Source organism: Aeromonas sp. QDB25 (genome assembly GCF_027707725.1).
In the GTDB taxonomy this organism is placed as follows: Bacteria; Pseudomonadota; Gammaproteobacteria; order Enterobacterales; family Aeromonadaceae; genus Aeromonas; species Aeromonas caviae.
In genome coordinates this window covers 1-20834 of the sequence record NZ_JAPCIZ010000072.1, presented here as the reverse complement: position 1 = coordinate 20834, position 20834 = coordinate 1, and the positions used below count along the sequence as shown (strand labels likewise).

Here is a 20834-nt window from a genome sequence, read left to right as displayed (position 1 = left end):
TCATGGTGTTCCGCTTTGTTTCTTTGGCGAGAAGAAGCGTACCAGAACCGGCAGTTGGCCTCTTCTCTCCTATGCACCATGGGTGTTGCAGTTATTATCTGAATTCGCGGGACAGTACGGCGGCGATTTTTTGTTGCTCGACGAAATTAGGCACCTTAATCTTCAGATTTTTTATGTCATCACTATTTATTGACTCGAAGGTACTTCCCTGGGATAGAGAGCCCCACTTCGGTTCGAACCAAAGGAGGAATTGATAGATAAAGCTTTGGTCAAAATTAGGCTTGGCATGCAATGCGGCTATTCCTCGACCAATACAAGCTTTATGCTCAGATATAGCGACGGTTCCAATAGGGGCTCGAACGCTTAGTAATATGTCACCGATTTCACACTCTTTTGTGATTTCAGAAGTAAAAATCCTTGGGGCCGAAATGCGATTTTTTATATCTGCATTTCCTTGAAGTAAAGGAAGACCAATTCCATTTTCGTTGTATGCTTCAGATTTAGGTGATGAGCCCATCACAATTACAGCCACATGAGACAAATGGTACGACTTCCACTCCCCACTAAATCTCACACCATTTTTGTCAAGCAGGCGCTTTTTGCCGGTGAGCAGTTGTTGCATCAGGGCTTTTTTCTGCTGCTGGCTGTTGGCGAGCAGTTGTTCGGTGGTGGTGATGGCCTTATCCCAGGTGGAGAGGATTTGGGCGATTTTATTTTGTTCGGGGAGCGGAGGAACAGGAACACTAATTTCTTGAGTTAGTTTTGTGTTGAATACACCCTGAGCACCACCTGCCGCCCCTGCATATATCTGTGATTTCCCATAGGGCGAAAGAAGGAAGTATGTGTAGAAGTCAGAGTTGGCATTTTTCGCTGACTTGTTCTTTATAATGATGGCATTAGCCATGTTTGCCATACCGCTAAGGCCGCTTACCTTGCAAACCATTCCAAGATTGGCACCAACTCTTGCAATCACTATGTCATCATTTTCAATTTGTGATTTTTTATTCTTATCATTGAATTCTTTCGTGACATGACGAATTTCATCATGACGAAAGTAACCATCTCGAATATTAAGCGTTCGATAAAATGGAATTCCCCTCGATGCATCACAGTAATGGTCGTTAACATTGCCAACGTATCCCACTACAATTTTTTTGAATAATTCGCCCAGAGGTCTTTTTTGCCAGCTATCTGGAAGTTTCATTGCAAACCACCTTGTGAGCTGTATCCCAACTCCTCAAGATACTTCGCCATCTCGATTTCCAACTCAACCAGTTGGGCTTTGAGTTGATCGCGTTCGGCGCGTACCGCCATCAGGTCAATTTCTTCCTCTTCTTCAAAGGTATCGACGTAGCGCGGGATATTGAGGTTGTAGTCGTTGTCCTGGATCTCTTTCAGGCTGGCCACATAGGCGTATTTATCGACATTGGCGCCGCCGTTGTAGGTGGCGACGATTTTCTTGATGTTGTCGTCGGTGAGCTGGTTTTGGTTTTTACCTGGCTTAAAGTCGCGGCTGGCGTCGATAAACATCACTTTGTCGTCGAACTTGTCTTTACGGAACACCAGGATGGCGGCGGGAATGCCGGTGCCGAAGAACAGCTTTTCCGGCAGGCCAATCACGGCGTCCAGCAGATTTTCGTCAATCAGCTTTTGGCGGATTTTGCCTTCGCTTGAACCCCGGAACAGCACGCCGTGGGGCACCACTACCGCCATGCGGCCGCTTTTGGGTTTGAGGGTTTCAATCATGTGCAGGATGAACGCATAGTCGCCTTTGGTTTTCGGCGGTACACCCCGGCGAAAGCGGCTGAACTTGTCGTGCTCGGCTTCGTCATGGCCCCATTTATCCAAGGAGAACGGCGGGTTGGCGGTAACGATATCAAACAGCATCAGCTCGCCGTTTTTGTCCAGCAGCTTAGGGTTACCGATGGTGTCGCCCCATTCGATTTTGTGGTTGTCTTCGCCGTGCAGGAACATGTTCATCTTGGCCAGTGACCAGGTGGAGCCGATGGCTTCCTGCCCGTAGAGGGCGTATTGCTTACTGCCGTGGTTGGCCACCACCTTGCGGCCACACTTCATCAAGAGGGAGCCAGAACCACAGGCCGGGTCGCAAATGCTCATGCCGGGTTCGGGGGCCAGCAGCTCGGCAATCAGATCAGAGACCTCCGGCGGGGTATAAAACTCACCGGCTTTCTGGCCGCCGCTGGCCGCAAAGTTTTTGATGAGATATTCGTAGGCGTTGCCGATCACATCCAGGGTGCCAACGCGACTGGGCTTGAGGTTGAGCTCCGGCTTGGCGAAGTCTTCCAAGAGGTGGCGCAAAATGGTGTTCTTCTGCTTCTCTTCACCCAGTTTGTCGGTGTTAAAGCTGATGTCCTGGAACACGCTTTTGCCGGCGTCTTTGAGTTTGGTGCCGTTGGCTTCTTCAATGGCGTGCAGGGCTTGGTCAATGCGCTCGCCGTTACCGGGTTCATGGCGGTGCTCCCACAGGGCGTAGAAGCTGGATTGCTTGGGCAGTACAAAGCGCTCGTTTTTCATCATCTCTTCGATGAGCTGTGGCTCGTCGCCGTACTGGGCTTTGTACTCGTCATAGTGGTCTTGCCATACATCAGAGATGTACTTCAAAAACAGCATGGTGAGGATGAAGTCTTTGTAGGTGTCGGCGCTGATGGTGCCGCGAAAGGTGTCACAGGCGGCCCACAGGGCTTTGTTAATGCTGTCTTGGTTGATTTTGTCGGTCACTGCTTAATCCTCTGACGATGTGTCCTGCAGCTTTTTGGCGGCAGATTCTATTTGTTTGATGCTGTTGTCCGGTGTGGGCAGGTTCTCGGGCATGGTGCCTCCCAACTCGGCTATGGTTTGGCGTACCTTTCGGCCAACCTCGAAGTGCGTTTCATTGGCCTGGCGTTTGCCCTGAACCTGATCGCGGCGCAGCTTTTCTTCTGTTTGGGTGGCGCGAAAGAGGTTGGCAGCCAGCTCGGTGGAGCCCATGTGATCCAGGATCTTCTGGCTTTTCTTCAGCCCTTTTTTGGCGTGAATAGCCTTTTGGTCCAGGCCGCCGTACAGGCCCTGATAACCGTGGTTTTGGAAGATGGCGAAATCCAGGCCTGTTGCCACACCCGCCTGCTGTGCCGCTTCGACCAGTTGCTTGTTATGCTCTTTCAGTTCATTGCGCAGGAATAGGCGTTTCTCGTCTTCCCTTAGTTGCTTGAAGGCTTCGTCGTCGGCGAGCTCCTGGCGGCGAGTTTGCACAGCAAAGTAGGTTTGCCCTGCTGCTATGACGGGTTTGGATGGATCGCCATTTTGTACCACCAGGTAGCAGGCGTAACGGGAGAGCTTTACGTCCTGCAGCTCGCGTTGGGCGCCTGAGCCAATAGTGACCAATGCGAGGATATCCTCGAAATGGTCTGAGGCAGGTAGGCCGCTGTTGTCACATGCCTCCTTGGCCTTGGTCAGCACCGGCAGGAAGTGGCGGTATTCGGAGTAGCCCAATAGTTTGGACAGAGCCCTGGCAGACCAATATTCAATGCCTCGCTCATCTAGCTGCTTGAGTTGCTCAAAAGGCTGATGCTGCTCGTTCATTGCTCTACCTCCTTGTTGAATAAGTCTGCGGCTATGGCATTCATCATGCGCTCGCCGTTCTCGATGAGCTTTTCTAGCAACCGCTGTTCTTCGCGCAGGGTATGGGCCATGGCGATGATACCGTGTTGCCTGGTGAGTGGCGGGACTGCGATGGGGGCCTCTTCCAGCACGGTACGGCGAATGCTCTTGGTGAGGGTGCCTTCGGCATGCAGTTCGAAGTAACGCTGGCAGGGCAGCTGATTGAGCTGCCAGGCAAGGAATTCCGGTATCAGTGCATCAGGTTGTGGCCGCACCACATAAAAGTGCGGGGCTGCAACAGCTGGCATTAGGGCATGCCGGGTATCAACCAGCACGGCATAGTTTTGATTGCCTCGCGCCGCGACCAGAATATCCCCGGTTTGCAGCCAGTCCGGCGCTTTCTTGCCCGTTGCTTCACTGCGCAAGCAGCCGGACCAATCGACACCAAACACTGACGAGGTGTCTTTCATCTGCACCACGGTCAGACTCCCCTCGGGGTGCTCAGGGATCTTGCCGCGAAACGGATAACCGGCGCTGATTGTGGCTATTTGATGCAGCTTTAATCTCACAAAATTTCTCGTCATCGTTAATGATGCTTTGGCCAGTGTCTATGATGAGACTCTGTTCCGTCAACACAAAGCTCGATCTTTTTTTGCATCAATGAAGATGAAGTTTTACGTATGGCTTTCACATGTGAAAGTTTCCCTCCGCAAAAAACGCTCTTGGTGCCCAAATCGGACAACTACAGCGACGAGGGTTTCGCCAAGCTCCCGGTACGCTCTTGCATGCTGATGTTTGTAACTAGGAGACCATCTGCATGCGCGAACAAAATCCGTCAGTTTACAGCGATCCTAATGGGACGATTCTGAAAGAGCTTTATGAGCTGAAACAGCTGGTACGCCAGCAAGGGCAGGCGCTGAAGGAGGTGCTTTGTGCCGAAGAGTGTGCCGAGCTGCTAGGGGTGTCAGTTGGTTATGTGTACCGGCTGACTAGCGAAAAACGCCTGCCGCATTACAAGCCCCAGGGTAAGAAGATCTACTTTAAGCGTGATGAACTGCTGGACTGGTTGCTCTCTCACCGTATCTCCCCAGATTCAGAGCTCACTGAGCATGTGGCTAAGCACGTGCGGCAAGCCCGTCATGGCGGGCTGTGAGGCTGTAATGGAGCGGGAGCTTATTGCATCTCACTGGCCTCTTGATCTTCAGGCGGCCTTTACCGAACCTCCCAAGCCAATCGACTTTGTCTTACCGGGGCTGCCGGTGGGCTGTGTCGGAGCCTTGGTGTCACCAGGCGGTGCCGGTAAATCCATGCTGGCACTGCAGTTGGCAATGCAGATAGCCGGCGGGCCGGACTGGCTCGATCTTGGCAAGCTGGAACAGGGAGCTGTGCTCTACCTGCCTGCCGAGGACCCTCTGCCGGTGCTACACCACCGCTTGTTCGCTTTGGGTCAGAACCTTGATGCAGGGCAGCGTGTGGTGCTTGAGCGTGACCTTAAGTTGATACCGCTTCAGGGAGCCAGCCCCAACCTGTTGGACAGCCAATGGCTGGAAGCGATTGCCCTTTGGGCTGAGGGCGTGAGGTTGATCGTTATCGACACCCTCCGGCGTTTTCATAATGCCGACGAGAACGCGGCCTGTGCCATGACGCAGGTGCTGGGTCAGTTGGAACGGCTGGCCATGGGGCAGGGATGCGCCGTGCTGTTTTTGCACCACACCAGCAAGTTGGCCGCCTTCCAGGAGGTTGGCGATCAGCAGCAGGCCAGCCGTGGTTCGTCTGTGCTGGTAGACAATGTCCGCTGGCAGGGCTACCTCGCCACCATGACCAGGAAGGAGGCGCAGCAGCTGAGCGTGTCGGCACAGCAGAGCCATCGCTACGTGCGGTTTGGGGTTAGTAAAAGCAACTATGTGCCGCCACTACCAGAGCGCTGGCTGGTGCGAGAAGAAGATGGCCTGCTGCGCCCTGCCAGGTTGGACGTAACACGCCGAGCGGGAGGCAAACGTGCCTTGCTTTGAATTGACCCATGCCCGGCACGACCATATGCACTGCCTGGCTCCAGGATTGTTCAGAGCCATCTCTCGTGGCCAGCGCCGCCGAGACAAGCTGGATGTGGTGTATCGATTCGGTGGGGGCAATCAGATTGAGTTTTCCGGGCCAGAGCCGCTGGGTGCCGATGACCTTCGCGTGCTTCAGGGGCTGGTTGCCCTGGCTGGTATCGAGGACTACAGCGCCATCATCGAACCCATTGCCGCTACTGGGGAGGGTAACACCTTACGGACCCTGTTAGAGCCTCGCTGGGCCGCCAATCAGCAACGCGTCTTGGTGGTCAAAAGCAGCCTGCGCAAACTGGCCAAGGAGGTTGGCTACGCCAACCCTCGTGACACCAACACGGTGCGCCGCTGTGTCGAGCGGTTGTGGAAGGTGTCAGTAATAGCGCAGGTGGCTGGCCAGCGCAGCGGTTTTCGTCTGCTGGCGAACTATGCCAGCGATGCCCTGACCGACGGGCTCTTTGTGGCGCTCAATCCTTTGCTGACCTCCGCCATTATGGGCACTGGTCGTCATGTTCGTATCGACATGACAGAAGTGCGGCGCCTGAATGGCAGCATCACCAGATTGTTGCATCAGCGGCTATGTGCCTGGGTCGATGGTGGCCAGAGTAGAGTGGTGCAATTAGACACCTTGGTCGCTTATGTCTTTCCTGAGGAGGCAAGCATGGCCACCCACCGCAAGCGGCAATCGCGAGTCCGCAAGGCACTGGATGAACTGGCTGAACTGGGTTGGTCAATAAATGAACATGCCAAGGGGCGGTTCACCATAGGCCGGCCTGCGCTATCACGATAATGGTCACAGACCATCACGAAAGTGGTCACAAAGCTCACGATAATGGTCACAAACCAATTGAGCGAAACCCAGGTGCTACTTGGGCTGCAGGGCGATCCTGAAATCCGATCTAGATTATCTAAGATCATCTACACCAGCGCTGGGTGGCGCCGGCGCTTTTGTTGGCTCTTCCTGGCCAGGTTCTGCCTCTTTTGGTAACTGGCCAAGCAACTGCTCCGCCTGCTGCCTGGCGGCTGCGACCACCTCAGGCTTCTCACAGGCCAGGATCTCGTCAAGGGTGCGTCCCATCTTCTATCACTCCAATACGTTGGGGAAATGGAGCATGGCATCTCGGCGCCGCGATTCAAGGATGTCGGCATAGATCTCGGTAGTTCTCAGCTCACTGTGCCCCAGCAAGCGGGAGAGGGCATAGATATCGACGCCGCGGTTAAGCTGGATGACGGCGAAGGTATGGCGTGCGCTGTGGAAGGTGACCTTCTTGGTGATCCCGGCCTGCAACGCCCACCGGGTGAGCTCCATGTTGTGCCAAGCCGAGTACTTGAGGCCCTTGAAGATCCGCTCTGTTGCCTTGCCTGGGCGCCCCATCAGCTGCATCGCCATGTCATTCAAATCCAGGTATTGCAGGCCGCTAGTCTTCTTCTGGGTGAAGACGATTCGGTAATGGCCGTAGAAGGGCTCAAGCTCTGCCCAGGTTAGCTTGTGAATGTCGGACCAGCGCAAGCCAGTGCAGCAGGAGAACAGAAAGGCGCGCTTAAGAACGTCATAGCGGCATTCGGCCTGGGCCAGGGCTCGTACCTCGTCTTCGGTCAGGTAAACGCGCTTGTTCTTCTCTCCCTGGATGACTTTGACGCGTCGTACCGGATTATCCATCAGCAGCCGCTCCTGCTCTGCTTGGTTCAGGGCTGCCCTCAACTTGTTGAAGTAGGCACTTTGGGTGTTGCGGCTCAGTGGCGTGCCGCTTTTGGTGCGGGCCTTGTGCATCAGGTAGTGCCGAAAACCCTCCAGGAACAGCTGATCGACCTCCTCGAAAGTCAAATCAGGCAGTTTATGGTACTGGCGCAAATGCTTGAGGGTAGACACCCAGATGGAATAGTTGCTCTTGCTGCCTGCCGCCTTTTGGTCGGTCACTTCCTGGAAGTACTCAAAGAAGCTGGCCTTGTGGGCGCTCGATAAATCCAGATGGTGTTTGCCGGTCTCGTATTCGAAGAGCCGCTTGGCGCGAATGGCTTCCGCTGCCCGCTGGGTTTCTTTGTTGTGAAGCCGCTGTGCCGGGGTACGCGGCTTGTCGTACAGGAAGAGATCCAGGGTCTCTCTGCTGCGCTTGTGCTTGCGGATGCCTGTGGCGGGATCAAGGTAGGAGCCGGCGTAGTAGGTTAAGCGCGCAGTGCGCTTGCCTTCGGCGTCCGGTGCGCGGTATTCGATGCTGATCTTCATGAGTGTCCCCCAAAAGTACCCCAAGAGGTTACTTCGGGGTACTCTCGGGGTAAATTCTCACGAAACAAGATCAGGTAAGAACAGCCAGTAAAAAACAAAGTCCAATATTTACAATGTCTTATGTTCTTTATGGCTGCTTTTTATTGCTGATTTTTCACCACATTACTTGCCGATGCAGAAGCTGGAGAAGATGCGGCCCAGCAGATCGTCGGAGCTGAACTCGCCGGTGATCTCGGACAGGGACTCCTGGGCCAGGCGCAGCTCCTCGGCCACCAGTTCGCCAGCCACATAGACCTCAAGCTGCTCCCTGGCTACCAGCAGCCGTTCGGCGGCGCGCTCCAGTGCATCCAGGTGGCGGCGGCGGGCCATGAAGCCCCCCTCGGTGTTGCCCTGGAAGCCCATGCAGGCCTTGAGGTGCTCGCGCAGTGCGGGCAGCCCCAGCTCGGTCTTGGCGGAGATGCGATAGACGGCGTGGCCCTGCTCCTGGCTCGGTGCCAGTTCCTCGCCGGTCAGGTCCGCCTTGTTGCGCACCACGGTGAGGCCGATGTTTTTTGGCAACCGATCAACGAATTCCGGCCAGATGTCGTGGGGATCGACCGCATCCGTGGTGGTGCCGTCCACCATGAACAGCACCCGGTCGGCCTGTTCGATCTCGGCCCAGGCGCGCTCGATGCCGATCTGTTCCACCTTGTCCTGGGTATCGCGCAGGCCCGCAGTGTCGATGATGTGCAGCGGCATGCCATCCAGATGGATGTGCTCGCGCAGCACGTCGCGGGTGGTACCGGCGATCTCGGTGACGATGGCGGACTCGCGGCCTGCGAGGGCGTTGAGCAGGCTCGATTTGCCAGCGTTGGGGCGACCGGCGATCACCACCTTCATCCCCTCTCGCAGCAGGGCACCCTGCTTGGCCTCGCCGCGCACGTCGTCCAGCTCGGACATGATGGCGTAGAGGTCACCCGCCACCTTGCCGTCGGAGAGAAAGTCGATCTCTTCATCCGGGAAGTCGATGGCCGCTTCCACATAGATGCGCAGCCGGGTGAGGCTCTCCACCAACTGCTGAACCTTGCCGGAGAACTGCCCCTGGAGGGAGTGCATGGCGCTGCGGGCGGCCTGCTCGCTGGAGGCTTCGATGAGATCGGCGATGGCCTCGGCCTGGGCCAGATCCAGCTTGTCGTTGAGGAAGGCGCGCTCGCTGAACTCGCCCGGGCGGGCGGGGCGGATGCCGTCGATCTGCAGGATGCGGCGGATCAGCATGTCGAGAATGACGGGGCCGCCATGGCCCTGCAGCTCCAGTACGTCTTCGCCGGTGAAGCTGTTGGGGGCCTTGAACAGCAGGGCGATGCCCTGATCCAGCGCCTGGCCCTGCTCGTCCCTGAACGGCAGATATTCGGCATAACGCACCCTGGGGAGCTTGCCGAGCACTATCTCGGCGACCCGCTCGGCGGCAGGGCCGGAGACGCGGACTATGCCGACGCCGCCACGGCCGGGGGCGGTGGCCTGGGCCACGATGGTATCTGTTGTCATCTTGCTTGACTCGCTGGTTGGCTGAATGAGTAAGAGGGTGGGGGACATTGTAATAAAAAAGGCGGCCCGAAGGCCGCCTCTTTTGTCATCAGGAAAGATGGGCTGCGCATCAGTTGCGTGAGTGCAGGCCTTTCTTCTCCAGCTGACGATAGATGATGGTCTGCTGGATGATGGAGATGACGTTGCTCACCAGCCAGTACAGAGTCAGACCTGCCGGGAACCAGAGGAACATGAAGGTGAAGATGATCGGCATGAACTGCATCACCTTCTGCTGCATCGGGTCCGTGATGGTGGTCGGGCTCATCTTCTGCAGATACCACATGGAGGCACCCATGAGGATTGGCAGCACGAAGAAGGGGTCCTTCACCGACAGGTCGGTGATCCACAGGGCGAACGGCGCGTGGCGCAGCTCGACAGACTCCATCAGTGCCCAGTAGAGGGCGATGAAGATGGGCATCTGTACCAGGATGGGCAGGCAGCCGCCCAGCGGGTTGACCTTCTCCTTCTTGTACAGCTCCATCATGCCCTGGGACATCTTCTGGCGATCGTCACCGAAGCGTTCCTTGAGCGCAGCCAGCTTGGGCTGGAGCATGCGCATCTTGGCCATGGAGGTGTACTGGGCCTTGGTCAGCGGGAACATGATGCCGCGCACCAGCAGGGTCAGCATGATGATGGCCAGACCCCAGTTCTGGACGAAACCGTGGAACACGGTCAGCAGCCAGTGCAGCGGTTGGGCGATGAACCAGAGCCAGCCGTAGTCGACGGTCAGATCCAGGTGGTTTGCCACCTTGGCCATCTGATCTTGCAGCTTGGGACCGATCCACAGCTTGCCGCTCACTTCGGCCTGCTGGCCGGCAGCGACGTCAACCAGCGGCGCCTTGTAGCCGATGATGGCCTGGTCCTTGCCCGGGATCACGCGGCTGTAGAAGCTGTTGGTGTCGTTGGCATTCGGGGCCCAGGCAGAGACGAAGTAGTGCTGCAGCATGGCGACCCAACCACCCTGGGTGGTCTTGTTCAGGTCGGCATCCTTCATCTCGTCGAAGGTGTACTTCTTGTAGCGGGAGTCTTCGCTGGAGAAGGCACCACCACGGTAGGCACTGGCCACCATGGCATGACCTTCCTGATCCTTCGGCGTGGTCATGGTCTGCTTCAGCTGACCGTAGAACTGTACCTGGACCGGCTCGGCAGACTTGTTGTCGATCTTGTAGTCGACGCCCACTGCGTAATCACCGCGCTTGAGCACGAACTCCTTGGTGAAGACCACACCCTTGCTGTCGGTCCAGGTCATCGGAACGACGACTTGATCCTGACCGTCTGCCAGCTGATAGCTGGTCTGGGCGGCTTCATAGGTGGGACGACCCTGGACCTGGCTGTCCGGACCATTGCGACCGACCAGACCGCTCTGGGCCACATAGAGGTGGGCAGGCTGGCTGGTCAGCAGGGTGAACGGCTGTTCCTTGCCTTCTTCCAGCTTGTGAGCCAGCAGTTCGGCAGAGACGATGTCACCGCCCTGGGTGTCCAGGGTCAACTTGAGCACGTCGGAGGAGACGGTGATCAGCTTGCGCGCGGCGTTACCATTTGCTTGCTCGGAAACCTGAGGAATATCACCGGTCTGACCGGCTTCAGGTACGAAATGTTCGGTTTGGGCCACGGTAGTCGGGGCCGGCTTCGGAGCCTTGTCGGACTCCCACTGTTGCCAGAGCAAGAAGCTCACGAACAGCAAACCGATCAGGAGTAAATTGCGTTGTGATTCCATAGTCTTCAGTTTCTTCGCTTTGGTTGCGGAACCGGGTCATAACCACCCTCGGATAAGGGATGGCATTTTAATAGACGTTTGCTGGCTAACCAAACGCCTTTTATGAAACCGTGAAGTCGGATTGCTTCTATCGCAAATTGGGAACAAGTCGGGGTGAAACGGCAGCGCGGCCCGAGCAGGGGACTAATGATTAGCTGATACAGGCGTATCAGTTTGATTGCTACCCATTGCAACGGCGTGACAGAGTGCGCCATAGCTTTTCCAGTAACTTGAACAGCGCTTCGTTGTCCATCTCCTTCACGCCACCCTTGGCGATCACGACGATGTCGATAGCGGGCAGATTGGCTTGATTGAGGCGAAAACTTTCCCGAACCACTCGTTTTACACGGTTGCGCCAGACGGCACGCTTGAGCGCCTTTTTGGGCACGGCGAGACCAAGACGGGGGTGTTCGAGGGAGTTGGGGCAAGCAAGAAGCGTAATTTGCGGAGAAGCGGCCCGGACAGGCTCGGCGAAAACGCGTTTGAAGTGTTCGGGAGTTAACAGACGTAACTCCCGAGAGAAGGTGTGCTGGGTAGGCATTAGACTACCAGGCGGGCACGACCCTTGGCACGACGAGCGGCCAGAACTTTGCGGCCGTTGGCAGTAGCCATGCGAGCGCGGAAACCGTGAGAGCGCTTGCGCTTCAGGTTGGACGGTTGAAAAGTACGTTTCATGATTCGATTCCGTATTTCTGTACAGTTTTGATTGTCACACTTAGCCGACGCGCCAGCTATAGCGTGTGACGACTAGCAAAAGAGGCCGAATTCTAAACAGAGTTCAGCTTCTCGTCAATCCGCCGTTCCTTTCCATCTCGCCCCATTCGTCGACCGAGCGGGATAATCTGGCAGGATCCGGAGGATCAAGGGCCCCGAATTATACTGGCAACCCGGGGTTAAACAAGGATCCCTCAAGAAAAAAGGCGGCCAGGCCGCCAAAGAGAGAGCTATTTAAGTACTTTGCGCAGGAACTCCCGGGTACGGGGATCCTGCGGATCGACCAATATCTGATCCGGCGGGCCCTGTTCCACGATCCGGCCTCCTTCCATGAAGATCACCCGATCGGCGACATCACGGGCAAACTCGATCTCGTGGGTCACCACCACCATGGTCTGGTGCTGGCGGGCGAGCTGCTTCATCAGGCCCAGCACCTCGTCGACCCACTCGGGATCGAGGGCGGAGGTGGGCTCGTCAAACAGGATCACCTTGGAGTGGGCCGCCATGGCCCGGCCGATGCCGACGCGCTGTTGCTGGCCGCCGGAGAGGGAGGCCGGGTAGGCATCCTGTTTCTCGGCGAGGCCGATGTCCTTGAGGATGCCCAGGGCAGTGGCACGAGCCTCCGCCTTCGGCTGCTTCCAGACGGTGATCAGCCCCTCGGCGATGTTGTCCAGCGCCGTCTTGTTGGCGAACAGGGCGTAGTTCTGGAACACGAAAGAGGCGCGTTTGCGCAGTTCGATGGCCTGCTGGTCGCTGGCCTTGGCCAGATCCACGGCGAGGTCATCGATGACGAGCCGCCCTGCATCCGGGGTTTCCAGCAGGTTGAGGCAGCGCAGCAGAGTCGACTTGCCGGTACCGGAGGGGCCGATGATGACGACAATCTCCCCCTTCTTTACCTCAAGATCGATGCCGTTGAGCACCTGATTTCCGTCATAGGCCTTGGAGAGACCCGTTAGGTTGATCATGACAGGCCTCCTTTAATAAGCACGGTTCAGCCGCACTTCCAGCAGATGCTGCAAGCGGGTGAAGAAGATGACCACCACCCAGTAGATCAGCGCCACCGCCATGAAGCTCTCGAAGAACTTGAAGGAGGAGGCCGCTTCCATCTGGGCCTTGCCCATGATCTCCGCCACTCCCAGGGTAAACGCCAGGGAGGTGCTCTTGATCATGTCGATGAAGTAGTTCATCAGCGATGGTGTCGCGATGCGGGCCGCCTGGGGCAGGATGATCCGCTGCATCGCCTGCAGCCGGCTCATGCCGATGCTGAGGGCGGCTTCCATCTGGCTCTTGTGGATGCCGAGAATGGCTGCCCGGATCGACTCGGCCATGTAGGCGGCAAAGTGCAGGGTCAGGCCGATGATGGCGGCGGTAAAGGCATCCATCCCCACGAAGATGGGGAAGAGCTGCGGCAGCCCGTAATAGAGCAGAAACAGCTGGACGAGCAGCGGTGTACCCCGGAAGAACGAGATATACAGCATCGCCAGCCAGTGAAGTGCGGGAACGCGAAACACCCGTACTATCGCCAGGATCAGCGACAGTACGAGTGCCAATACGAATCCCCACAGGGCCATTTCCATCGTGGTGCCCAGGTATTTGAGCAGGATGGGAAACAGCCCTAGCGTGTACTCGAGGTCAAATTCCATCATTTATTTGCTGGTGATGTCCGCTGCGAACCATTTTTCGGAGATTTTGGTCAGGGTGCCGTCTTTGCGCATGGCGGTGAGGGCATCGTCAACCTTCTTCAGCACGGCCTGCTTTTCCGGGGTCTTCAGGAAGGGCAGGGCGTTCTCGATGGTTTCGAACGGTGCACCAGCCTGTTGCAGCGGCAGCTTGGATTCCTTGATCAGCTGGGCGGTGGAGACGCGGTCCATCACGAAGGCGTCGATGCGGCCCAGGGCGACATCCTGCTCGAAGGCGGAGTCATAGGTACGGATATCGATCTTTTTGTTGGGGTCGTTCTTGCGCAGCAGCTCTTCGAAGTTGGAGCCCAGGTTGACGGCGACTTTCTTGCCTTCCAGGTCTTTGATGCCGTGGATGGTGTTGTTGCCCTTGCGGACCACGATCTGGGCACCGTCATAGACATAGGGCTGGGAGAAGGCGTACTTGGCCTTGCGCTCGTCGGTGATGGTGATCTGGTTGGAGATGGTGTCGACGCGGCCGGTTTCCAGCATGCCGAACAGGCCGGAGAAGCTGGCGGTCACGAACTCGACCTTGTAGCCGGTGCGCTCACCGATCTGGTTCCACATGTCCACCTCGAAGCCCTGCAGCTTGTCCTGCTTGACGAAGGTGAACGGGAAATATTTGCCGGACATGCCGACCTTGATGGTTTCCTGGGCGATGGCCTGGCCGGACAGGCTGGCCAGCAGAATGGCGGCGCCGGAAATCAGCTTGATGGTGGTTTTCATGGGGATTCCTCTCTCTGTAGTGCTGTATTTTTAGTTGTAATCACGGGTTGGCGCTGATGTTATTGGAATAAAATATAAAAAATAAATGATATTTGGTTATATAAAATAACTATGGTCGCAGCGCGCCATTCTGTCCACATTGACGATATCCGGCTGTGGGTAACTTTGGGGATGAAATGGGATCCTGGGGCGTTGGATCCTTGAAAGTCAAGGATCTTATTTGCTGGATCCGTGCGGCAGCAACTGGAGATCCGGCCACTAAAAACGTAGAATAGCCGGTCTTTACTTAATCAATTGACGGGAGTCTAGAGTGACTGCTTCGCTATGGCAGCAGTGCCTTAACCGGCTGCAAGATGAGTTGCCCTCGGCAGAATTCAGCATGTGGATCCGGCCGCTTCAAGCGGAGTTGAGTGACAATACTCTGACCCTGTATGCACCGAACCGCTTTGTTCTGGACTGGGTACGCGACAAGTACCTGCTCCGGGTCAACGGCATCATCAACGAGCTGTGCGGAGCCGACGCTCCCACCCTGCGTTTTGATATCGGCAATCGCCCTCATCCCGTCGCGGTCGCCAGGGCGCCGGCCCGTGGTGTCGATCCTGTGAATAACTCTCCCAAGAGCTGGGAAAACAAGGCCGAAAACAAGCCCGAGCCAAACCACAAGAGCAACACCAACGTGAACTATACCTTCGAGAATTTCGTTGAGGGTAAGTCCAACCAGCTGGCCCGTGCGGCCGCCCGTCAGGTGGCCGACAATCCGGGTGGTGCTTACAACCCGCTGTTCCTTTATGGCGGCACTGGCCTTGGCAAGACCCACCTGCTGCACGCCGTTGGCAATGCCATCAAGGATCGCAAGAAAGACGCCAAAGTCATCTACATGCACTCCGAACGGTTCGTGCAGGACATGGTGAAGGCGCTGCAGAATAACGCCATTGAAGAGTTCAAGCGTTATTACCGTAGCGTCGATGCCCTGCTCATCGATGACATCCAGTTCTTTGCCAACAAGGAGCGCTCCCAGGAGGAGTTCTTCCACACCTTCAACGCCCTGCTTGAAGGCAACCAGCAGATCATCCTGACCTCGGACCGTTATCCGAAAGAGATCAACGGGGTGGAAGATCGTCTCAAGTCCCGCTTCGGCTGGGGGCTCACGGTGGCGATCGAGCCGCCGGAGCTGGAGACCCGGGTTGCCATCCTGATGCGCAAGGCGGACGAGAACCAGATCCATCTGCCGGACGAAGTGGCCTTCTTCATCGCCAAACGGCTGCGCTCCAACGTCCGTGAACTGGAAGGCGCCCTCAACCGGGTGATCGCCAACGCCAACTTCACTGGCCGCGCCATCAACATCGACTTCGTGCGCGAGGCGCTGCGCGATCTGCTGGCCTTGCAGGAGAAGCTGGTCACCATCGACAACATCCAGAAGACGGTGGCGGAGTACTACAAGATCAAGCTGGCGGATCTGCTCTCCAAGCGTCGCTCCCGTTCCGTTGCCCGCCCGCGCCAGCTGGCGATGGCGCTGGCCAAGGAGCTGACCAACCACAGCTTGCCTGAGATAGGGGATGCCTTTGGTGGCCGTGACCACACCACGGTTCTTCATGCCTGCCGCAAGATCGAGCAGCTGAAGGAAGAGAGTCACGACATCAAGGAAGACTATTCCAACCTGATCCGTACCCTTTCTTCCTGATAACGGAACGGAGTGCACAGATGCAGATTGCATGTTCCAGCCTGATCCGAATCCTTTCCTCCCAATAACAACGGAGAGCACAGATGCAGCTCGAAATTAGCCGTGAGGCCCTGTTACGTCCCCTGCAACTGGTGTCCGGTGCCCTGGGTGGCCGGCCGACCCTGCCCATCCTCGGCAACGTCCTGCTCGATGTCAGCAATGGCCTGCTGTCTCTGACCGGGACCGATCTCGAGGTGGAGATGATCGGACAGGTCTATCTCAACAGCGACAGCCAGGATGGCCGCACCACAGTGCCGGCGCGCAAGCTGCTGGACATCTGTCGCGGTCTGCCGGAGGGGGCGGAGATCCGTCTCAGCACCGAGGGAGAGCGCCTCATCATCCGTTCCGGCCGCTCCCGCTTCAACCTGTCGACCCTGCCGGCGACCGAATACCCGAACATCGAGGATTGGGAATCCGTGCTCGAGTTCGACATCAGCCAGCTGGAGCTGAAAAAACTCATCGACGCGACCCAGTTCTCCATGGCGAGCCAGGACGTGCGCTACTACCTGAACGGCATGCTGTTCGAGAGCGAAGGCCACGGCCTGCGTACCGTGGCGACGGACGGTCACCGGCTGGCCACCTGCCGCCGCGAGGTGGTGGGGGAATCGTTGCCCGATCATCAGGTCATCCTGCCGCGCAAAGGGGTGCTGGAGCTGGTGCGCCTGCTGGAAGCGGAAGACAAGCCGGTACGGCTGCAAGTGGGCCGCAGCAACCTGCGCGCTGCCCTGGATGGCTTCATTTTCACCTCCAAGCTGGTGGATGGCCGTTTCCCGGACTGGCGCCGCGTCATCCCCCGGGGGAGTGACAAGGCCCTGATCGCCGGTCGCGAGGATCTGCGCCAGGCCTTTGCCCGTGCCGCCATCCTCTCCAACGAGAAATTCCGTGGGGTGCGTCTCAATCTGCAGGAAAACCTGCTGCGCATCACCGCCAACAACCCGGAACAGGAAGAAGCCGAAGAGCTGCTTGACGTACAATACGCCGCTGGCGAGATGGAGATCGGCTTCAACGTCTCCTATGTGCTGGACGTGTTGAATACGTTAAAATGTGACCAAATCCGGATCAGCCTGAGCGATTCCATCAGCAGCGCCATTATTGAGGATTTTGAGAACCAAGATGCCCAGTATGTGGTGATGCCGATGCGGATCTAGTCGTGTCCCTGGTCAAACTCCAGCTCAGCGACTTTCGCAACATTCAGCACGCCAATCTCGCGCTGTCTCCCGGCCTCAATATCCTGGTCGGGAGCAACGGCAGCGGCAAGACCAGCGTGCTGGAAGCCATTCATTACCTTGGTCTCGGCCGCTCGTTTCGTACCCATTTGACCGGGCGGGTCATCCGCCAGGGCGAGCGGGCCTTTACCCTGTTTGCCCAGTGCGAGCTGGAGGGGCGTCAGGTGCCCATCGGGCTTGCCAAGGACAAGGGGGGCGAAACCCAGCTCAAGATCGCCGGTGCCCAGGCCCAGCGCCTGGCCGATCTGGCGGAGCTGTTGCCGGTACAGTTGATCCACCCCGATGGTTTCAGCCTGCTGACCGGTGGGCCCCAGGCTCGCCGGGCCTGGCTCGACTGGGGTGTTTTCCATCAGGAGCCGACCTTCTTCTCCCTCTGGGGGCGGGTGCGTCGGCTGTTGAAGCAGCGCAATGCCTTGCTGCGCCAGAGCACCCAGTATCGTCAACTGGCGTTCTGGGATCAGGAGCTGGTGCGACTGGGCGGCGAGCTGGCGGGGTTTCGCGCCAGTTATTGTCAGGCCATTACGCCCCTGATCAAGGAGATGACCGCAGATTTTCTGCCGGAGTTCGATATCAGTCTTGGATTCTATCGAGGCTGGGAAAAAGACACTCCCCTCGACGCATTGCTGGAGGCGGGGTTCGAACGGGATCGTTCGCTGGGGTACACTGGGGTCGGTCCGCAGAAGGCGGACGTGCGGCTCAAGGCGAACGGTGTCCCCGCGCAGGATATTTTGTCCAGGGGTCAGCTGAAGTTGCTGGTCTGTGCCATGCGGCTGGCCCAAGGGCTCTATTTGAATCAACATAGCAGCCGCGGCTGTATTTTTTTAATTGATGATTTTGCCTCTGAACTGGATGTCGACAAACGTCGTCTGCTGGCTGCAAGGCTGAAGCAGTGCGCGTCCCAGGTGTTCATCACCGCCATCGATACCGGTCAGCTCGCAGACATGATGGATGCGAGTGACTGCAAGCTGTTCCACGTGGAACAAGGCAAGATCTCCGAAACGTTAGAGAAGGCAGAGAGTAAGCTATGAGTGAAAATACTTACGACTCCTCGAATATCAAGGTGCTCAAGGGTCTGGATGCGGTCCGCAAGCGCCCGGGGATGTATATCGGCGATACGGACGATGGATCGGGCCTGCACCACATGGTGTTCGAGGTCGTCGACAACTCCATCGACGAGGCTCTGGCTGGCTACTGCTCCGATATCCAGGTCAAGATCCATTCCGACGGCTCCGTCTCCGTGCGCGACAACGGTCGCGGCATTCCGGTGGACATCCACCCGGAAGAGGGTCGTTCGGCCGCTGAAGTCATCATGACCGTGCTGCACGCCGGCGGCAAATTCGATGACAACTCCTACAAGGTGTCCGGCGGTCTGCACGGTGTGGGCGTCTCCGTGGTGAACGCGCTTTCCGACAAGCTGCTGCTGACCATCCGCCGCAACGGTCATGTCTACGAGCAGACCTATCACCTGGGCGAGCCGCAGGCACCGCTCAAGCAGATTGGTGACAGCACTGGCACCGGGACCGAAGTTCGCTTCTGGCCGAGCCCGACCATCTTCAGCGACACCCTGTTCCACTACGAGATCCTGGCCAAGCGTCTGCGCGAGCTCTCCTTCCTCAACTCCGGCGTCTCCATCCGTCTGATGGACGAGCGTGATGGCCGCGAGGCGCACTTCTGCTACGAAGGGGGCATCAAGGCCTTCGTCGAGTACCTGAACCAGAACAAGACCCCGATCCACCCCAAGGTGTTCCACTTCACCACAGAGCAGGACGGAATCGGTGTCGAAGTCGCCATGCAGTGGAACGACGCCTATCAGGAAGGGGTCTACTGCTTCACCAACAATATTCCGCAGCGGGATGGCGGTACCCACCTGGTGGGCTTCCGTACCGCGCTGACCCGGACGCTGAACAACTACATGGACAAGGAGGACTACAGCAAGAAGGCCAAGTCCGCCGCCAGTGGTGACGACGTCCGTGAAGGTCTGATTGCCGTTATCTCCGTCAAGGTGCCTGACCCTAAGTTCTCCTCCCAGACCAAGGACAAGCTGGTCTCGTCCGAAGTGAAGACCGCCGTGGAACAGGCGATGGGTGAGAAGCTGGCCGACTTCCTGCTGGAAAACCCGGGCGACGCCAAGATCGTGGTCAACAAGATCATCGATGCGGCCCGTGCCCGTGAAGCGGCCCGCAAGGCCCGCGAACTGACCCGCCGCAAGGGCGCGCTGGATATCGCCGGTCTGCCCGGCAAGCTGGCGGACTGTCAGGAGAAAGACCCGGCGCTCTCCGAACTCTACATCGTGGAAGGGGACTCTGCTGGCGGCTCCGCCAAGCAGGGTCGCAACCGGAAGAACCAGGCCATCCTGCCCCTCAAGGGTAAAATCCTGAACGTGGAGAAGGCCCGTTTCGACAAGATGATCTCCTCCCAGGAGGTGGGCACCCTGATCACCGCTCTGGGCTGTGGCATCGGTCGCGACGAGTACAACCCGGACAAGCTGCGCTATCACAACATCATCATCATGACGGATGCGGACGTCGATGGTGCGCACATCCGTACCCTGCTGCTGACCTTCTTCTATCGTCAGATGCCGGAAATCATCGAGCGTGGCTATGTCTTCATCGCCCAGCCGCCGCTCTACAAGGTGAAGAAGGGCAAACAGGAGCAGTACCTGAAAGACGAAGACGCATTGTTGCAGTACCAGACCGCCATGGCGCTGGACGGTGCGACCCTGCACGTCAACGAGTCTGCCCCGGCCATCGGTGGCGAGGCGCTGGAGCGTCTGGTCAACCAGCATCGCTCCGTGACTCACCTCATCACCCGCATGTCCCGCCGCGCCCCGGAAGCCGTGCTGACCCAGCTGATCTATCAGCCTGAGTTGAACGAAACCCTGCTGGCCAGCGAGAGCGATCTGCAGACCTGGTGCCAGAGCATGGAAGCCGTGCTCAACGAGAGCAACCACGGTATCCAGTACCAGATGCAGGTACGCCGCGACGAGGAGCGCAGCCTGTTCGTGCCCCACGCCGTGGTACGCCAGCACGGGGTCGACCGTGAATATCCGCTGAGCTATGACTTCCTGCAATCCTCCGAGTACCGTCAGCTGGTCTCCCTGGGCAAGGAGATCGCCAACCTGATCGAGGAAGGCGGTTACATCAAGCGTGGCGAGAAGGTGAAACCGGTCGCCAGTTTCGTGGAAGCGGTCGAGTGGCTGATGGGCGAAGGCAAGCGTGGCATCTACATCCAGCGCTATAAAGGGCTGGGGGAGATGAACCCGGAGCAGCTGTGGGAAACCACCATGGATCCGGAAGCCCGTCGCATGCTGCGCGTCACCATCGACGACGCGGTCGGCGCCGACCAGCTCTTCTCCACCCTGATGGGGGATGCCGTTGAGCCCCGTCGCGACTTTATCGAGACCAACGCCCTGCGGGTTGCCAACCTCGACGTCTAATAGACGGTCCGACAACCATCAAAAGCCGCTCCTCTGAAGTGAACCCCATTTATTGGACACGTTAGCTGGCGGATGACATGGCCTGAGTTCGGTACTGTACCGGGCTCAGGCCGTTTAGTTTTACTTTGAGCCGTTCATGGTTGTA

21 protein-coding genes are annotated in these 20834 nt (G+C 57.6%); 7 read left to right on the top strand and 14 right to left on the bottom strand.

Annotation, left to right across the window (positions count from 1 at the left end; genetic code table 11):
- Positions 1 to 94: 94 nt before the first annotated feature.
- From PG883_RS18915 to PG883_RS18900, 4 genes are read right to left on the bottom strand one after another with little or no spacing between them, the layout of a single operon-like run.
- Complete coding sequence (locus tag PG883_RS18915; RefSeq protein ID WP_270807632.1) at positions 95 to 1204, bottom strand: restriction endonuclease subunit S; 1110 nt, start codon at positions 1202 to 1204, stop codon at positions 95 to 97.
- Positions 1201 to 2739, bottom strand: a complete 1539-nt coding sequence (locus PG883_RS18910; RefSeq protein WP_134695575.1) for a type I restriction-modification system subunit M — start codon at positions 2737 to 2739, stop codon at positions 1201 to 1203. The genes PG883_RS18915 and PG883_RS18910 overlap by 4 nt, the downstream gene beginning before the upstream one ends.
- A gap of 3 nt (positions 2740 to 2742) precedes the next feature.
- Entirely contained in the window at positions 2743 to 3579 is an 837-nt protein-coding gene (gene dinD / locus PG883_RS18905; protein WP_134997016.1) for a DNA damage-inducible protein D, read from the bottom strand.
- Entirely contained in the window at positions 3576 to 4166 is a 591-nt protein-coding gene (locus tag PG883_RS18900) for a restriction endonuclease subunit S (protein ID WP_232098025.1), read from the bottom strand. Before PG883_RS18900 ends, dinD begins: the two co-directional genes overlap by 4 nt.
- A 248-nt stretch (positions 4167 to 4414) precedes the next feature.
- Between PG883_RS18900 and PG883_RS18895 the strand changes: the two genes are divergently transcribed.
- Genes PG883_RS18895 through repC form a run of 3 tightly spaced genes read left to right on the top strand, consistent with a single transcriptional unit; the run spans position 4415 to position 6435 of the window.
- Positions 4415 to 4750, top strand: a complete 336-nt coding sequence (locus tag PG883_RS18895; protein ID WP_134695578.1) for a helix-turn-helix domain-containing protein — start codon at positions 4415 to 4417, stop codon at positions 4748 to 4750.
- 7 nt (positions 4751 to 4757) lie between these two features.
- A complete protein-coding gene (locus PG883_RS18890) occupies positions 4758 to 5609 on the top strand; it encodes a helicase RepA family protein (protein ID WP_270807626.1) in 852 nt (283 codons plus the stop codon).
- A 46-nt stretch (positions 5610 to 5655) separates the two neighbouring features.
- The gene (gene repC / locus PG883_RS18885) at positions 5656 to 6435 is read left to right on the top strand and encodes a replication protein C, IncQ-type (RefSeq protein ID WP_232098026.1); all 780 of its coding nucleotides are present in this window, start codon (positions 5656 to 5658) and stop codon (positions 6433 to 6435) included.
- A 294-nt stretch (positions 6436 to 6729) separates the two neighbouring features.
- Here repC and PG883_RS18880 read toward each other — a convergent pair whose 3' ends face one another.
- From PG883_RS18880 to PG883_RS18840, 9 genes are all read right to left on the bottom strand, one after another.
- Positions 6730 to 7869: a site-specific integrase gene (locus tag PG883_RS18880; protein ID WP_134695581.1), complete on the bottom strand. Its 1140-nt coding sequence runs from the start codon at positions 7867 to 7869 to the stop codon at positions 6730 to 6732.
- A 162-nt stretch (positions 7870 to 8031) separates the two neighbouring features.
- A complete protein-coding gene (gene mnmE / locus PG883_RS18875; protein WP_270807622.1) occupies positions 8032 to 9393 on the bottom strand; it encodes a tRNA uridine-5-carboxymethylaminomethyl(34) synthesis GTPase MnmE in 1362 nt (453 codons plus the stop codon).
- A 109-nt stretch (positions 9394 to 9502) separates the two neighbouring features.
- Positions 9503 to 11149 carry a membrane protein insertase YidC gene (yidC, locus tag PG883_RS18870; RefSeq protein WP_200163717.1) on the bottom strand — a complete coding sequence of 549 codons (1647 nt, stop codon included), beginning with the start codon at positions 11147 to 11149 and terminating at the stop codon, positions 9503 to 9505.
- A gap of 5 nt (positions 11150 to 11154) precedes the next feature.
- Positions 11155 to 11403, bottom strand: a complete 249-nt coding sequence (gene yidD, locus PG883_RS18865; RefSeq protein ID WP_010672280.1) for a membrane protein insertion efficiency factor YidD — start codon at positions 11401 to 11403, stop codon at positions 11155 to 11157.
- A complete protein-coding gene (gene rnpA / locus PG883_RS18860) occupies positions 11370 to 11729 on the bottom strand; it encodes a ribonuclease P protein component (protein ID WP_010672281.1) in 360 nt (119 codons plus the stop codon). Before rnpA ends, yidD begins: the two co-directional genes overlap by 34 nt.
- Entirely contained in the window at positions 11729 to 11863 is a 135-nt protein-coding gene (rpmH, locus tag PG883_RS18855) for a 50S ribosomal protein L34 (protein ID WP_005307156.1), read from the bottom strand. Before rpmH ends, rnpA begins: the two co-directional genes overlap by 1 nt.
- Before the next feature lie 269 nt (positions 11864 to 12132).
- Positions 12133 to 12867 (bottom strand): amino acid ABC transporter ATP-binding protein, encoded by a 735-nt coding sequence (locus PG883_RS18850; RefSeq protein ID WP_010672282.1) that lies wholly within the window; start codon positions 12865 to 12867, stop codon positions 12133 to 12135.
- Positions 12868 to 12879: 12 nt separating this feature from the next.
- Positions 12880 to 13548, bottom strand: a complete 669-nt coding sequence (locus tag PG883_RS18845; protein ID WP_010672283.1) for an amino acid ABC transporter permease — start codon at positions 13546 to 13548, stop codon at positions 12880 to 12882.
- A complete protein-coding gene (locus PG883_RS18840; protein WP_010672284.1) occupies positions 13549 to 14307 on the bottom strand; it encodes an amino acid ABC transporter substrate-binding protein in 759 nt (252 codons plus the stop codon). It lies immediately after the preceding gene.
- Positions 14308 to 14617: 310 nt separating this feature from the next.
- On the opposite strand from PG883_RS18840, the gene dnaA reads away from it, so the two are divergent.
- From dnaA to gyrB, 4 genes are all read left to right on the top strand, one after another.
- Positions 14618 to 15988 carry a chromosomal replication initiator protein DnaA gene (gene dnaA, locus PG883_RS18835; protein ID WP_039040645.1) on the top strand — a complete coding sequence of 457 codons (1371 nt, stop codon included), beginning with the start codon at positions 14618 to 14620 and terminating at the stop codon, positions 15986 to 15988.
- Between the two features lie 83 nt (positions 15989 to 16071).
- Positions 16072 to 17175 carry a DNA polymerase III subunit beta gene (gene dnaN / locus PG883_RS18830; protein ID WP_039040646.1) on the top strand — a complete coding sequence of 368 codons (1104 nt, stop codon included), beginning with the start codon at positions 16072 to 16074 and terminating at the stop codon, positions 17173 to 17175.
- 2 nt (positions 17176 to 17177) lie between these two features.
- A complete protein-coding gene (recF, locus tag PG883_RS18825; RefSeq protein ID WP_103858073.1) occupies positions 17178 to 18281 on the top strand; it encodes a DNA replication/repair protein RecF in 1104 nt (367 codons plus the stop codon).
- The gene (gene gyrB, locus PG883_RS18820; protein WP_010672288.1) at positions 18278 to 20689 is read left to right on the top strand and encodes a DNA topoisomerase (ATP-hydrolyzing) subunit B; all 2412 of its coding nucleotides are present in this window, start codon (positions 18278 to 18280) and stop codon (positions 20687 to 20689) included. The genes recF and gyrB overlap by 4 nt, the downstream gene beginning before the upstream one ends.
- A 61-nt stretch (positions 20690 to 20750) precedes the next feature.
- Here gyrB and PG883_RS18815 read toward each other — a convergent pair.
- The coding region (locus PG883_RS18815) for an IS3 family transposase (RefSeq protein ID WP_244077635.1) at positions 20751 to 20834 on the bottom strand (84 nt) is incomplete at its 5' end.